This window comes from Desulfothermus okinawensis JCM 13304, assembly GCF_054654515.1.
Genome location: NZ_BAAIEW010000002.1, coordinates 39,862 through 55,685 on the forward strand (window position 1 = coordinate 39,862; position 15,824 = coordinate 55,685).

The 15,824-nt window shown below is 31.8% G+C and carries 13 protein-coding genes; 4 read left to right on the forward strand and 9 right to left on the reverse strand.

Annotated elements, in window-relative coordinates; translation table 11 throughout:
- Positions 1-755: 755 nt before the first annotated feature.
- Positions 756-1,973, forward strand: coding sequence for an IS256 family transposase (locus ACYQ0O_RS01210; protein ID WP_459889882.1), 1,218 nt, complete (start codon positions 756-758; stop codon positions 1,971-1,973).
- Between the two features lie 79 nt (positions 1,974-2,052).
- On the opposite strand, the gene ACYQ0O_RS01215 is transcribed toward ACYQ0O_RS01210, so the two are convergent.
- From ACYQ0O_RS01215 to ACYQ0O_RS01235, 5 genes are read right to left on the reverse strand one after another with little or no spacing between them, the layout of a single operon-like run.
- Entirely contained in the window at positions 2,053-3,339 is a 1,287-nt protein-coding gene (locus ACYQ0O_RS01215) for a VanZ family protein (RefSeq protein ID WP_459889884.1), read from the reverse strand.
- Positions 3,340-3,365: 26 nt separating this feature from the next.
- The gene (locus ACYQ0O_RS01220) at positions 3,366-4,484 is read right to left on the reverse strand and encodes a glycosyltransferase (protein ID WP_459889887.1); all 1,119 of its coding nucleotides are present in this window, start codon (positions 4,482-4,484) and stop codon (positions 3,366-3,368) included.
- On the reverse strand, positions 4,481-6,367 hold the full coding sequence (gene asnB, locus ACYQ0O_RS01225; RefSeq protein WP_459889889.1) for an asparagine synthase (glutamine-hydrolyzing): 1,887 nt from the start codon (positions 6,365-6,367) through the stop codon (positions 4,481-4,483). Before asnB ends, ACYQ0O_RS01220 begins: the two co-directional genes overlap by 4 nt.
- 22 nt (positions 6,368-6,389) lie before the next feature.
- Positions 6,390-7,514, reverse strand: a complete 1,125-nt coding sequence (locus ACYQ0O_RS01230; protein WP_459889891.1) for a glycosyltransferase — start codon at positions 7,512-7,514, stop codon at positions 6,390-6,392.
- Positions 7,484-10,069 carry an exo-rhamnogalacturonan lyase family protein gene (locus tag ACYQ0O_RS01235; RefSeq protein ID WP_459889893.1) on the reverse strand — a complete coding sequence of 862 codons (2,586 nt, stop codon included), beginning with the start codon at positions 10,067-10,069 and terminating at the stop codon, positions 7,484-7,486. The genes ACYQ0O_RS01230 and ACYQ0O_RS01235 overlap by 31 nt, the downstream gene beginning before the upstream one ends.
- Before the next feature lie 294 nt (positions 10,070-10,363).
- Between ACYQ0O_RS01235 and ACYQ0O_RS01240 the strand changes: the two genes are divergently transcribed.
- The 3 genes from ACYQ0O_RS01240 to ACYQ0O_RS01250 all read left to right on the forward strand — a co-directional run bounded on the left by ACYQ0O_RS01240 (position 10,364) and on the right by ACYQ0O_RS01250 (position 12,277).
- A complete protein-coding gene (locus ACYQ0O_RS01240; RefSeq protein ID WP_459889895.1) occupies positions 10,364-10,768 on the forward strand; it encodes an acyltransferase in 405 nt (134 codons plus the stop codon).
- An 86-nt stretch (positions 10,769-10,854) separates the two neighbouring features.
- The gene (locus ACYQ0O_RS01245; protein WP_459889897.1) at positions 10,855-11,232 is read left to right on the forward strand and encodes a response regulator; all 378 of its coding nucleotides are present in this window, start codon (positions 10,855-10,857) and stop codon (positions 11,230-11,232) included.
- Between the two features lie 16 nt (positions 11,233-11,248).
- Positions 11,249-12,277, forward strand: a complete 1,029-nt coding sequence (locus tag ACYQ0O_RS01250; protein WP_459889899.1) for a sigma-54 interaction domain-containing protein — start codon at positions 11,249-11,251, stop codon at positions 12,275-12,277.
- Between the two features lie 6 nt (positions 12,278-12,283).
- On the opposite strand, the gene ACYQ0O_RS01255 is transcribed toward ACYQ0O_RS01250, so the two are convergent.
- The 4 genes from ACYQ0O_RS01255 to ACYQ0O_RS01270 form a co-directional block, all read right to left on the reverse strand.
- On the reverse strand, positions 12,284-13,531 hold the full coding sequence (locus tag ACYQ0O_RS01255) for a TIGR03790 family protein (RefSeq protein ID WP_459889901.1): 1,248 nt from the start codon (positions 13,529-13,531) through the stop codon (positions 12,284-12,286).
- A gap of 39 nt (positions 13,532-13,570) precedes the next feature.
- The gene (locus ACYQ0O_RS01260; RefSeq protein ID WP_459889903.1) at positions 13,571-14,239 is read right to left on the reverse strand and encodes a nucleotidyl transferase AbiEii/AbiGii toxin family protein; all 669 of its coding nucleotides are present in this window, start codon (positions 14,237-14,239) and stop codon (positions 13,571-13,573) included.
- Entirely contained in the window at positions 14,224-14,553 is a 330-nt protein-coding gene (locus ACYQ0O_RS01265; RefSeq protein ID WP_459889905.1) for a hypothetical protein, read from the reverse strand. Before ACYQ0O_RS01265 ends, ACYQ0O_RS01260 begins: the two co-directional genes overlap by 16 nt.
- Positions 14,554-14,639: 86 nt before the next feature.
- Positions 14,640-15,719 (reverse strand): ATP-binding protein, encoded by a 1,080-nt coding sequence (locus ACYQ0O_RS01270; RefSeq protein WP_459889907.1) that lies wholly within the window; start codon positions 15,717-15,719, stop codon positions 14,640-14,642.
- Positions 15,720-15,824: the final 105 nt, after the last annotated feature.

Sequence of the window (15,824 nt, forward strand, 5' to 3'; positions counted from 1 at the left end):
AGAATAAAGATATAAAAAAGATAGATGCTTTTTTTATATTCGAAATATTTGAAAGAAAGATAAAATAATAAAAGAAACATACAGAATGCAAACGTAGAGGGATAAGGCACTACGTAAAATAAAAATCCAATATAAAAAAAACCACTCCAATTATAAGAGCCAAGAGGCCACAAAAAGAGAAAAAGTAATAACAATAAGGTCAATTTGTTAATTTGCTTTGAATCATTACAAAAAGTAACAACAGGCAATCTCAATGCTATTAAGAATATAATAAGGTTTAGTAAACCAAAAATACGCAAAATATCCAACGCCGTTAAATGTAAGATTTTTGCAATCCCCGCCAGAAGGAGGGAGTAAGGACTAAAAAATGGGTGGGAGGTAGGAATACCAAATAACGGGTGTTTTGGTCTTAGATAATTATAAATTAATTCATTGATAACAGCGGCGTGTTCCCAGAAATCTCCTATCCAGTGATTGTAAATAGCATGGAAAAGATATAGTATACATAAAGTAAAACAAATAACAACATAAAGATATTTGTACAATAGATAGAAATGGTATATTTTTGGGGAACGTAGTCTAGGATTCATTTCTTTAATAAAAGCGTTTTATGGAGGTGTTTCAAAAACTGTGTAAATCCTTTTTAAGGCAAGATAGGGGAAAGGATTAAGTATTGCAGGAAGGAGAAAAAAGAGATAGGCAAGCTCCCCTAGGGGAGCTTGGGGAGAGAAGCCTTAAAAAGGAGGTTATTTTTTATGTTAGTAAACAAAGAAGAGATAATCAAATTGTACAAAGAGGGGAAAGTTAAAGATTCTGAAGGGTTGGATGGTATTCTCAAGAAGGTTATGAAAGATATTATTGAGACTTTATATCAAGCTGAACTTACTGAATTTTTAGGATATTCTCCATATGATAAATCAAATAAACATACGGACAATTCCAGGAATGGTTATACTTCAAAACAGGTTAGATCTATTTTAGGAGAAATAGATCTAAATGTGCCTAGAGATAGGAAAGGGGGATATGATCCTTTAGTTATAAAAAAAGGACAAAGAGATATTACAGGCATGGAAGATAAGATTCTCTCCATGTATGCCAAGGGCATGAGCTGTAGAGATATTCAGGATCATCTTAATTCAATTTATGGAGTAGAGGTATCATCTGAGAGTATAAGCAGGATAACAGATTCTGTATTAGAAAAGGCTAAGGAATGGCAAAATAGGCCCTTAGAATCTATTTATGCAATAGTATTTTTAGATGCTATATTTTTAAAAGCCAGGGTAGATGGGACAGTTAAAAATACAGCTGTATATACGATGTTAGGAATAACTTTAGAGGGAAAAAAAGAGTGCCTGGGGATATGGATTTTAGAGACAGAATCTTCTAAGTTTTGGTTGGGTGTTTTAAATGAATTGAAAAACCGGGGAGTAAAGGATGTATTAATATTTGCAACAGATGGTCTACCAGGCTTCAGTGATGCTATATCAGCTGTATTTCCAAAAGCAGAGCATCAAAGCTGTTTAGTTCATCAAATGAGGAATTCATTAAAGTACGTATCTTATAAGCACAGAAAAGAACTGGCAAAAGATTTAAAGAAGATATATACATCACCCACTGAGGAAATGGGTCTTTTAGAACTTGATAGGGTTGAAGAAAAATGGGGTAATAGATATCCTCATGTAATAAGGTCCTGGAGAACTAACTGGGATAATCTAAAGACATTTTATAAATATCCACCAGAGATAAGAAGACTTATATATACCACAAATCCAATAGAAAGCTTTAATTTTAAACTCAAAAAAGTATGTAAGACAAAAGGAGTATTCCCAACTGAAGATGCCATTTTGAAACTCTTATACCTGGCAATTTTGGATATAAACAAAAAATGGGGAGGCACCATAAGAAACTGGTCCAAGATTTATCCCCAACTATATATATTTTTTGAAGAGAGGATTAAAAATGCAGTTCAATAGTATTAAGGCTAAAAAATGGATTTACACAGATTATGTTACAGGCTCCGTTTTATAACAATTCCATATTTATGTGAGTAGATTAATAAAAAATTTTTTTTATTTTTGCAAGTTCATTGATATTGTTTGACGACTTAGGAGCAAGCCTATTTCTTCTCCTTTCTGGGCCTGTATAAACAACTTTCATTTTTATATCTTCCTGGGGTCTGTTTTTTTTTATCCAAATGGCCATTAAAAACATGATCAAAGGGTCAGTGGACTCAGGTGTATGGGACATAAACCATATTTGCGCAATCTCAATGGCTAGCGCCCAACTAACACATAGAAAAGTTGCCCTTCCCCACTTTACTTTACTGTGTTCCAATGTCCATAACAGGCTCCCATAAAAGAACATCTTTTCTAATATAGTGTATGCAGTAACATACAAGTTACCTGCCAAAAAACCATAAAATGGCAGTAGATGAAAGTGATTTCTTTGAGCAATAGAAAATTTAAACGGCCAAAGCCCTGATAAGGTTAAAAAAAATAAAAGAAGCGAAAATAAGAATCTTGGGGAAAGAGTTTTTTTTTGAAAGAATTTTATAAGTATTAGTGGTAACAGACTTCCCATGACTGTAGAGAGAGTCAATACCTGTTTTTCTATAAAGATTTTTGCAATTAGTGTTAACGCTATAATTATTGCAAATAGTTTAATGTTGAGAAACTTATCTGTATGTTCTTTATACATGTAGTAAAGGATGAGCCATCCACTTGTAAATTTGAGTAATGTTATTATGTGCAGTTCAGGGTGAAGTAGAAGGGGTTTTAAGCTGTTTTTTATTTCTCCAAAATCTAAAGTAGGGACAAAGGGAATCAAATTATAGGCAATCCAAATAACCATAATTAAAAAAGGTGCTGATTTCCAAAGTTCTTGTCCCCTTTTTCCCCCAACAAACCTAAATTTTGATACTGATCCAAATCCCCCTGCTAGAAAACAGCCAAAAACATTCCAAAAAGTGTCCATTAAACTGGGAACCCTTCCTTTAACAAAAAATTGTAATAATTGGAGGCCGTGGGCAATGGGGATGCAACATACAGTTATTAAAAATGTATAGTAAGGGGGATTGAATGGGCTTCTCATTGATCTTACCCCTAAAAATCCAAATGGGATAAACAACAGAAAGTTTGTCAAGATATCTCCCAATGATGTTTGAAAACTATAGTTGCATAAGATAAAGCTTACGATATTTCTGCTTTCTTGAGGAAAATTGTTAAAACTAAAGTGAAATGGATAAAGAGAGCCATATATTATGAATATGGTATATAAAATAAAAAACTTAAATTCTGTTTTTTGGGGTTCAAAGGGAAATAAATCTTTCAGTTTTTTCATGGGTAATGATAGGTTTAAATGGATTACTATTTATTTACTAACTTAAAATAGAGTTCTTCATATTCTTTGGCCATTCTTTTTGCACTGAATCTTTCTTCTACTAAATGTACTGCACTTGATCCAATCTTATCTCTTAGATCTTTGTTTTGAAATAATTCAATAATACACTTTTGAAGTGAAATAGGATCTTCTGGGCGAAATAACAGACCTGTTTTGTTGTGTTTAACAATCTCTCTACATCCAGGGATATCTGATGCTATGATTGCTTTTTCCATTGCTCCAGCTTCCATAAGACATCTTGGCGTTCCTTCAGTTCTAGATGGAAGTACAAATACATCAAATACTTTTAAATAAGATAGCCTGTCTTGTTTAAATCCAGTAAAATGAACTCTTTCTTCTATGTTAATCTCCTTTGCCATTTTTATCAAATTCTCTTTTTCTTCCCCTTCTCCAATAATGAAAAGATGCCAGTTTGGTATTTTTATGTCTTGCAGCGCCTTTAATAAAATATCTACCCCTTTTAAAGACACTAGTCTGCCAATATATCCAATTATAAAGGCTCCATCTTTTTTTAGTTTTAGAACTTCACTGGCAATTTTCTTTGTATTTTTAATCTCATCAATGTCAACTCCATTTTGTATTAGATAGAGTTTGTGTTTTAAAAATGGTATTTTTAAACAAGAGTTGTATAATTCCCTTGACAAAGGCACCACTGCATCAAAAAAAGGGAATATAATTCTATTTATTAGCTCATATATCATTAATTTAAGATCTGCTTTTTTGCTCCATCCATGGGGTGTGGATATGATTTTACATTTAGTGTTTATGCTTGACAAAAGTCCTATTATGTCTTGTTTATATGCATGGGTGTGTATTATATCTATTTTATTCTCTCGTATAAATTTTCTTAACTTTTTTATTGCTGAGAAATTAAATCTTCCGTATGCTTCAAAGACTTGTGTGTTGAGACCCATGGATTTTGCTTCATTACATAGGGGAACTTCCAGATTTGGGTCATCTTTTATAGCAGCAACAGTAACATTGATCTTAGTTTTATCCAAATACTTTACCAGAGCAAGTATCCATCTCTCAGCTCCAAATAGTCCTGTTGGGCTACCTAGTTGTAAGATATTTAATTTGTTCATAGATAAAATCTATCCTCCCATAGGGAAAAAATCATAAGTCCCCAAAAGAACACACTGTTATTTTCTTCATTTTTTATTTGTTTTTGCCACAATGATTTTAAGTAATTTACATCAAACAACTCTTGTATCAAGCTATTCTGTTTACAAATAGCCTTTTCTATTAATGGTCTTAAAGTGGTTACAAGCCATTTTGCCTCTGGGATGGAAAAACCTTGTTTTGGTCTATTAATAATCTCTTGGGGTATGTATCTTTTTAATACATGTCTTAAAACAAGCTTTCCTTTTTTTGAACTCACTTTTAGGTTTAATGGTAGCTTTGCCCCAAATTCAATTATTCTGTAATCCAAAAGGGGGGCCCTTACTTCTAAGGAAACTGCCATACTCATTCTATCCACTTTAACCAATACATCCTCTGGTAGATAAAAATTTAGATCACAATATTGTGCCCTACTAACTGGATCTAGGTGTTTTACCTTTTTATACAATGGATAAATACATTCAAAGGGAGTAAATCCGTGTAGATTCCTTTTAAAATTTTCAGAATATAAATTTTTTCTTATCTCCAATGGGAGCCAGATGAGGTCCTTAAAAAATGCCATTTCATCTGAAACACTTAAATTCTGGAAAATGGTTTTGAGCCTTAGGACATTAGGAAGCTTTGGAGATTTGGGATAGATATTTCCAAGAAGGGAAAAAATAGTTTTTCTGATTGTTGTTGGAATATATTTTTTTAACTTACACTCATACAAATGGGGAAGATATCTGAATGTGTAGCCTCCAAAGGATTCATCACCTCCATCTCCTGACAGGGACACTGTACAACTTTGTTTTGCTATTTTGCAAACATAATATGTTGGAATCACACTTGAGTCTGCTATGGGTTCATCTAGATGGTATAAGATTTTTTGCAAAACATTGTGTATCTCTGGTTTTACAACATACTCCTTGTGATTTGTATTTAAAATGGTAGCAATTTCTCTAGCGATTGGAAGCTCATTAAATTTATCAACGTCAAAACCAATGGAGTTAGTGAGCACCTTTTTTGATGATAACTCACTCATCATTGAAACAACCAGAGGTGAGTCAATTCCCCCTGATAAGAATGCACCAAGGGGAACATCACTGATCATCCTGATCTTTACTGCATCTTTAAATATATCTAGAAACTCATCTGCTGCATCTTCTATGCTCAATCTATCTTGGGGTTCAAATTCAACTGTCCAATATCTTTTTTTGGTAAGTCCATTTTTTGAAAAAATAAGATAGTGTCCAGGCTCTAGCTTTTTTATATCTTTAAATATAGTTTTTGGTGATGGTATATATCCATATGAAAAAAAACAATCTAGAGCTTCATAATCTAATTCTTTAGATGTTGTATTTGTAGTGGTTAGGGCCTTTATTTCAGAGCCAAATAATATTTTTCCATTGGAATTGGTATAATAAAGGGGTTTTTTGCCAATTCTATCCCTTGCTAAAAAGAGTATTTTTTTTTCAATATCCCATATTGCAAATGCAAACATGCCATTTAGCCTGTTTAAACATTCAACACCCCATTGGAGATAGGATTTTAAAATTACCTCTGTATCGCTGTTAGTTGAAAAACTATATCCCAAAGACTCTAACTCACACCTTACTTGTTTAAAGTTGTATATCTCTCCGTTAAATACAATTACAGCCTTATTTAGTTCAACCATTGGTTGATTTCCCGATTCAAGGTCAATAATACTAAGCCTTCTGTGTCCAAGGGCAACAAACTGGTCTAAATAGTATCCTTCCTCATCTGGCCCTCTGTGTATTAGGGTATTCACCATGGACTTTAATAGGCCTTTAGATTTGTCCTTATCAATTCCCCTAAAATCTAAAAATCCTGCAATACCACACATAATTTTTGTTCTTTAAGTTGTTTTATTGTCTAGTTAAAAGTTCAAGGTACGCATTTTTATATTTTTCTATCATTGCATCAAAGGAAAATTTATTTTTAACTTGTTTTTTTGCTTGTTCTCCTACTTGTTTTAAAAAAGATCTATTTTTATATGTATTAATTAATAAACTGGCAAGAGACTTAGAATCATTGGACTCAACTAGCCAACCAGATACATTGTTTTGTATTAATTCAACATTACCACCTACTTTTGTAGCAATGCATGGAACACCAAGGCTCATTGCCTCTAACATGGCCATGGATATTCCCTCACTAAAACTTGTTAAGGCAAATACATCGAATGCAGCAACTAATTTGGATGCATCTTTTCTATATCCAGTAAGGATCACACTATTTGTTAAGTTTTCTTCTTTAATCATGTTTTCCAAGGTATGAAATTGTGGTCCATCACCTATTATTACACATTTTATGTTGTCTGTATAATTTTTGGCTAGTTTTATTCCTCTAATTAACATGGGGAAATTTTTTATGGGATCTAGTCTCCCAACACTTCCAACCACAAAATCATTTTCATTAACATTTAGTTTTTTTCTTGATACTTTTTTTAGCTCATCACTATTTACGTTTTGTATTTTAATTCCATTATAGATAACTTGAATTTTGTTCTCAGGTATACCCTCATATTTTACTAATCTAGTTTTTATGTCTTGAGATACGGAAACTACCTTGTGAGTGAGTCTATTTATAATTGCCTTATTGACAATTATCATTTTTGTATTTTTTATTTCAGGATAAAATCTGCCATGTTCTTCAAATAACAGATAGGGCTTTGGATTAAATATCCTTGATAGGGCAGAATAAAACCACGGCGTTGTTTGATGGGCATGTATTATATGGGTGTTATTTTCTTTTGTGAATCTTGAAATAGAATATGGAATAGTTAAATCAATTCCCTCGTCTCTATATAGGGCTATAACCTCTATATTGTTTTTTCTTAAATCACTAGCCCAGGTTCCTGGCTCATCCAGACATATTACTGATATGTTAAAATCCTTTTTTAACTCAGTGGCCATTTGAACTGCTAATTTCTCTGCTCCCCCTGGATTTAGGCTGTGAACTACAAAGGTAATGTTTGCTTTAATCCCCATAGTTTTTCAATAACGATCCTTTTAATCTCTTTTAAAAATGTCTTTATATTTTTTTTGAGGGTATATTTCCATCTAAATTTTTGTGGGATAAATTTTTGTGGTGTGCCAAAATGGTAGTTGTGTGTTAAAGCTACATCCATATATTCTCTGTTAATGTTGTCAAAGTATGCTTGTTGAAATCCATATACACATAAGATTACTAGTGGTCTAGTTAGATATGCAGTTTCAAAAGAGAGTAAATCTTCAAGGCACCTATTGAAAAAAAATCGGGCCTTTTTTAAAAAAGCTTCTCTCTCTTGCTCAGATACATATTTTGACACACAATTTAGAACATAGGCCTTTCTTATATCTTGAGCAGGCCATGTCTCTGTTGGAATGTCTACCTTGTGCAGGACATCTTTATAAGGAACTTCATTTTTTAAGATCCATTTACCATAATGTATTAAGCTATCTCTAGCATAAAAATACATCCAATCTATCTCGTTTAATTCCGATTTTAAAGATATATATTTGTCTAAGACCTGTAAATATACCAGATAAGACCATCTATATTCAGGTTCATCAAGTTTTAATTTGTCAATGTCATCTAGGGGATGAATTGTACGTCTAATGATTTCTTCGGCCTTAAAAAGATAATTTCTATTATTTGTGAGAATATATGCGTCTAATAATGCAGTTACGGAGTTTCCAGCTCCACGTCCTGGTTTATGATACAATGGATCAACGGTTTGTGATGCAAGCCCAGTAGGTCCTTGATCGAATATCCCAAAAATTGATTTTGATCCATCATCCATGTCAATAACCCACTGGGCTAGCTCTAATACTGCCTCTTTGGCCTGGATGTTTCCTGTTAATAAATAGTAATAAAGAAGTCCAGTGGTGTAGTTGTGTTCATTTGATGGTCCTCCACCAGGTGTGTTATTTAATTTAGAATATGTTCTATGTGTGGCAGTTTTGGCCTCTATATAGTGGTCTGTATGCCAAAACATTCCATGATTGTATGCAGATTTATCTTTATCTGTGTGGTATATGTCTATATCAATGATGTGTTGAGCAAGGGGTTCAGCTAATTTAAACCATCTTATGTCAGCAGATCTTAGAAAATTTACTATTGCGCCATATAAAAAATCATATTGATTGTTGTAATGCGAAATAAATGGCCAATCCTCTTTATGATTTACTGCTTCATGATCAGCATAAATATCTCCGTAGTTTCTCCAACCATATTCATCAATTTTTTCATTTTTTTCAAAAAAAGAATTGGGACCTTGTATAATGTTATTTATATAATTTTTATATGTAATATTTTTGTCTTCTTCATCTGGTACAAAATAGTCAATAGCTTTTGAATCTTTTATCCACTTAGGGTTGATTTTTATTTGAGGTGGATTTAAAAAATGGATTAATCTGTCTCCATTTTTATCTGAATCAAGGTCAATATATATGGTGTGAGTCTTTTTCTCTCCTCCCTGTAATTCAAAATATTTTTGAGATTCTCTTGGAAACAGAGATAATCTAACATACTTTTTTGTTACTTCAATTGCCTTTGGAAAATCTTGCCAAAAATTTTTTATTGAAAAAGAGATATTCTTATCTTGTTTAATAATTATTATTGGATTAGTTCTAAGACCTGTTATTTTTTTTGTCTCTTTATTGTTTTTGATCTCTTTTAATTCAAAACCTCTAAACTTAACAGTTAGATTTCCATCTTTATCAATGTGATTTAGAGAATTCCATCTTTCTCCACCACTGGAATTTTGGTGGATGATGAATGTATCAAAATCATTAGAAACAAAATAATCTTTTTTATCAAAATTGAACAAACATCTAAGTTCTTGTATAGATTTATTTGATTTATATAGTATAGAGAAATCCGTGAAATATATGGATCCTCTGTCTCCAAGGTCCCATTTCCCACCAGGATGTATTGAAGGATTGGGGTTATGTATTTCCACATCTAATTTAACAACATGAGATAAATAAAAAAATGAAAATATAAATCGCAAATTTATGGCCTTATTGACTGAAATAAATAATTTACCTTTAATTTCAATATCAGCTCTTAGTCTCCCACCATGTAATATGGAAAGTTTTTTTTGTTTCAAATCTTTGAAAGAAAGTTGTTTGCCATGATTTGTAGTAAAGTTTAAATCCAGGTCTATATTGTTAAATAAATTTTTTAAATCTTTATTTAAAGCAAATTTAAATGAACCAGTATTTATTTGGATTTTATCTTCCTCATCTTTAATGTTAATACCACTTGGTTTAATATCTAGTTTATTGTCATTAATGGATTTTAAAAATAAAAAAAATTGGTCTTTGTGGGAGATGGGAATGAAAATATCCAAGATACACCATTTTATACTTTTATCTGGCCAATAGAGAATTGGATTTATATCAAAGAGATATGGATTTTTATCCTGGTCTAAAATTAATATTTCATTTTTTTTATAGATTAACCCTTTTTTTAATGGAATGCCAATTCTAAAAATATGGCTACTTCCCTGACCATTGGGGAATTTTTTGATTTTGAGTAAGTATTGAGTATTGCCCATTTGTTTTTATTTTGGTATAAGTTGAATGTTAACAGCGAATATATAATAAATAGGTAGTTTTATATCAAGTTTTTTTATTACAACTGTTTAAATTCCTTGAAAGCTAAGCATTAAGTAATGAAAAACAAGGTTAAGAAGGTAGTACACATTTTATTTAGAGCCTTTACTTTGCCCTTGTATACATATTATTTATTTGGGCTATTATTTTTTGAGGAAAGAAGAAACTTTTCAAATATGATGCAAGCTTGTTCTCTGTTTCCAGGGGCCTTCGGTGAATGGATTAGGAAGTCCATTTTGGAGTGGATTACCAAGGTAAATTTAATTGACTCTACCATAGGATTTTTAACTACTTTTTCTGATCCCCGTATAAAAATTGGTAACGGGGTATATATTGGCCCAAAATGTGACATTGGTTATGTGGAGATTGGCAAGTACACCTTGATAGGAACTGGCGTTCATATAATCAGTGGTACAAAACAACACTTTTTTTCCAGATTGGATATCCCAATAAAAGAGCAGGGTGGGGATTTAAAAAAAATAGTTATAGGAGAGGATGTTTGGATAGGCAATGGGGCAATAGTTGGAGCTAATATAGGAAAAGGGGCTGTTGTGGGGGCTGGGAGTGTGGTTATGTCTTCTGTTCCTGAGTATGCTATTGTTGGTGGAAATCCAGCAAAAATTTTAAAGTTTAGGAAGTAGTATCATAGTGAAATCTTTAAATGTTTGAGGTTGAATTGTTGAAGTTATTGGACTATTATAGTTCACAAAAAAAATAGGACTAATTTATGGGAAAGAAAAAGGATAAGCCAACAATACTTATAATAGAAGATGATGCAGTGCAAAGGGAGCTATTAAACGAATTTCTTTCAGATTTGGGTTTTTCTTTGTTATTTGCCAAAGATGGACTTGATGGCTTAGAGAAAATAAAGAAATCTAGATATGATTTAGTTATTGCTGACATACGATTGCCCTATGTAAGTGGCATAGGACTTATTAAGTGTTTGAGAAAAGAACATCCAAATATACCAGTAATTTGTGTAACTGCATATGGTGAATATCCTAAAGAAATAGCACTAGAGGAATCTCCAGATATTTTAATTGAAAAGCCTTATAACCTGGATATTTTGATCAAGAATATTAAAAAGCTGTTAGAATTGCAATAAAGTTTGGTGGATAATTATGAGTTTGGCTAAGCCTAAAATTGTTGGAAAGAGCAAGATTATTAAAGATATAATAAAGCTCACTAAACAGGTTGGCGACTACGATTTAAATGTTTTAATCACTGGTGAGAGCGGTGTTGGAAAGGAGTTAGTTGCAAGGGCCCTACACTTTTATTCCATAAGGGCAAAGGAGCCTTTTATTAAGATTAATTGTGCTGCTATACCTGGAGAACTTTTGGAATCAGAGTTGTTTGGGTATGAGAAGGGTGCCTTTACTGGGGCCAATTCTTCGAGGATAGGTAAATTTGAATTGGCCAGGTCTGGAACAATCTTTTTAGATGAAATTGGTGAGATTTCCATAGGATTGCAGGCAAAGTTGCTTCAGGTTTTACAAGACAGGTGCTATTTCAGGGTTGGAGGACATAGGGAAATAAAGACCACTGCGAGGGTTGTTGCAGCAACAAATAGGAATTTGGAGGCAGAAATTACAGCTGGAAGTTTTAGAGAAGACCTTTTTTATAGACTTAGCACCATATGTATTCACATCCCACCCCTTAGAGAAAGGAAGGAAGATATACTTCCCCTTATGGATTATTTTATCAAGGAAATGAAAAAACAATACCCCAATAAAGATGTTTCAATGCCTCCTGATATGGTAGAGATCTTTTTAAAATACCACTGGCCAGGTAATGTAAGAGAACTATATAATTACGTTCAGAGGCTTTTTGTGCTTGAGGATTTTGATGCTGTAAAGGCAGAAATAGGAGAAAAGACAAAGGGGAAAGACCCCCTTGTTCCAAATATTGATGGTTCTATGAATGAGATAGGAGAGTCCATAAATAATAGCATTGGAGATAGGGACATTCCATCCCTTAAAGAGATTAAAGATTCAATCACAAAGAAAGTAGAGAGGATGGTTATTTTAAAAATCTTAAATGAAACAAATTGGAATAGAAAAGAAACTGCCAAGCTCCTAAAAATAAGTTACAGGGCCTTGCTCTATAAGATGAAAGATATGAATTTAACACCTCCCCCAGGAGTGAGATAATAGATTTTATTTTTTCATAAATGGCCTATACATGGGATCTCCAATCAAGACCATTTTCCAGGATATGTAGGGTAGGGATAGGTAATAGCTTTCAGCCAAAGACCAATAACCATCTATTATAGCCCAGAAGAATATGTGCGGTACAGGAAATGCCTGGATATAAGGCTCTCCTACAGGACCTATGGTTGCAGCCACTCCCTTCTCAAGCATTTTTACGCACCATATGTTTGATTTTTTGTTCTTTAGGGTTGAACATTCTATACTTGCCATATGATATCCAATGGCACCCCTTTGCCACTCAAAGGAATCGATATAGTGACCAAGGCTATACCAACCACAATATAGAGCAGCATCTTTGCATTCACCTTTTTTAAAAAGCCTTTTTGTATCCTCCAAAACCACTTTGAGAATTTTAGACTTTTTCAGTTCCTTTGCTGCAAGGTGCAAAGAATAATCGTAATATCCATATCCACCCAATTTCTTTTTGTCCTTGGGCTCCTTCCACCTGGCATCAAAATATGCCACGCCCTTTAGTCTATTTTTTTCTGCATATATGGAATCACCTATTATCCTTTTAACTGTTTCTGGATCTGGACCATCTAACCTTGCAACCAGTAGTACGTCCCTTTTTGTATATTTGAGCCTTCTCTTTTGATTTAATATAAAATATGGATTTGGAATCCAAAAAGAGAGGGGATAATTGTTTACTTTTACAAGAGATAACTCGGAGTCCACAGATGCAGAGGTGTCTAGTTCTAATTTTATTTTCCTGAGTTTATTTTGTATTTTTCTTATTCTTTTCTTTATCTCCTTTTTTTTATTTAACTCCTTTTCTGACTTTAGTTGTTCTTGTAAAAGGGCTAGTTTTATGTCTAAATTTTTTAGTTCTGTTTTTTGTTTAAGGCTTGGTTCTATACCACTGACCTTCAAAGGAATCCCATAGAGCAGTACGATACATCTTATTGGTTTTTCTGGGTGTTCTTTTAAAAATTTTGCAATTGGAGATTTGATTTTTTTATTGTATTCATCCCTGGAAATTCTCTCTGAATCTGTACACCAGATCTTAATGAGATTTTCCTTTGGAATGTTTCTCTTTTTCATATAATATGTTGCAAGGGATACACTCCTTGCTACATTCATATTTGCAACAACTAAAACTTCCTCAGGAGCAATATAACAAAGGGAGTTTTTTGCAAAAAATAGGAGTAAAAATAAACAGACTATAGTGCTGGATTTATATTTACCAATATTCATCTTTTTTCCTAACTAAATTTTTTTATTGCATTGTTAAATCTAGGTTTGTTTTTGTACATATAAACTATTATCACTTAATTGTAAGATATCATTAGAGACCCTCTCAATCTCCTCTCTTGTAATAATTACTTCTTTAATAGTCTTTAGTCTCTTAAGCCAATTTAATGGAAATGTTTTTAACCTATATGCTAATGCCTCCTTTTCAATAAAAGATTTTTTATTTGTGATATCTAATATCTCTCTCCAATTAAATTTTTCATTATACACAAAACAAAAGAAGTCAAATACATCTTTTTCTTCATCTCTATCAATTATTGCAGAAATTTTATTTGTAAATATATTTATTTTATTATCCACTTTCAAATTGTCTATGATATTGCTTTTTCCATGTCTATAGACTCTACCATTGACAAAATCCACCTGCAGGACTTTGTTTATCCTTATTCTAAAAAAATCCCTTGTTTGAACCTCCTTTGTTATTTTTAAATCTTGCGAATCAAGTAATTCAATAAATTCTCTTACTTCCTGAGAAAAATCAGGATTATTTTGAGTAAAAAAATCTAAATCATAAGAATACCGAGCATTATAATAAAATCTGTGAAGAGCAGTTCCACCTGCTAGGTAAAAAGTTGTATAAATTTTAGAGAGTATATTAAAAACCCTATCCTGTAACTGATATAGGTGTTCAATATCTAATATTTTTTCCATGCAAGTCCTGGGATATGTTGGTCTTCTTCAAAAAGCAGATATCTTAATATGGCTATTTTTTTGCTCAAATATTTTCTATTATAGGAAATTTTCAGGTCATTGAAAAATTTTTTTAACAAGTCTTTGTCAAATAATTGCATTGCGTTATAGGTGTCCCTTGAATTGTAAATAATCTTCAGGAATAATTTTTTTAGCTCCCTTGTATTTTCTGACTCCAGGATTTCCATTAAGTCCTGTATAGAAATATTATAATCCCAGAAACAATCCTCAATAATTCTATTTAAAATGTCTATATTATATTTTTTGTCTTTCATTCTTTTTAATTTGAGAATTACATTAAAAATTTGTAGTAATCTAATGAATTATATGCTCTTGATTTAGCAAAGAATGGACAAAGTTTTTATAATTTATTTCCATATACCAACAATTCCATGCCCTTTTCATACAATCTGTTATTACCTTTAACTTCCCTAGTTAATGGGTCTAAAAAGAGTATTTCTTTATCCACATAGTGGTTTATAATATGTTTTTTCTCAGTAGATAAATCTTCTCTTATTTTAAAAGATCCATTAAGAATAATCTCTTTTGCTATTTCTTTAAACAATCTTCTTTTTTCAAAATTTTTTTCATCTGTTAGTAAATCTACAATCTCAGAATAAGCCAACTGTTGTTGATATTTTAAATAATCTTTCAAACTGGGAAATTCATCCTTCTCTCTTATCATTTTTTGAATATAAGCTATATCTCCACCTAAATACTCCCAGATTAATTCAATATCTTCTTCATTAAAACCCTCTTCTTTTAACCAATTTTTAGTGGTATCTTTGTCTAAGTAATCAATTTTATAGAATTTGCTGGTTTTTTTAAGCCTTGCATCATTATAAATTCTATCTATAAATATGGTATTTGAACTTAATATAGTTACATGTGATAAATGTAGTTCTTTTGTCAATCTAACACAAAAATTTAAAAATTCCTTTAATAAGTCTCTATTGGAATTTATATAGATATCCTCTAAGGTTTGAATTTCATCAATTATTATAATTGGTGTTTTCTTTTTTGCTATATCTTGTATTTCACTCAATATTGCATCAAATAAATCAATATTTTTTTCTTTTATTTTTCTTAATTTTTCACCTTTTATAGTAAATATCCCAATACTAATTCTCGATGACAATTTTTCAGTTGTATCTTCAATCTGTTCTTTAGATTTTAAAAAAGATTCTAGAAAGCTATTGTAACTTGTTATTAATTTGCCTCTTAGATTTATGTACCTCACCCAAAAATCACCTTTTGGTTTTAGTGTCCAAAAATCTTCAAATAATTCATGTTCCACAATATATTCAATGATAGTAGTTTTTCCACTGGATTTAGGTCCATATATCCACAATATTTCATCTGGTATCTCCTCAAACCAGGTCTTTATAAATTTAATTTCTTTTTCTCTGTCTATTAATCTTTTGCCTCTAAATGTTTTCATGATTTTATCCTTATAGTGGATTAGTCTTTAAAAAATCATTGCATATTCAAAGTTAAGGTTCATGGTCAAGGCGTTTAATCTATTAGAAAATTCTTATAGTTAGGT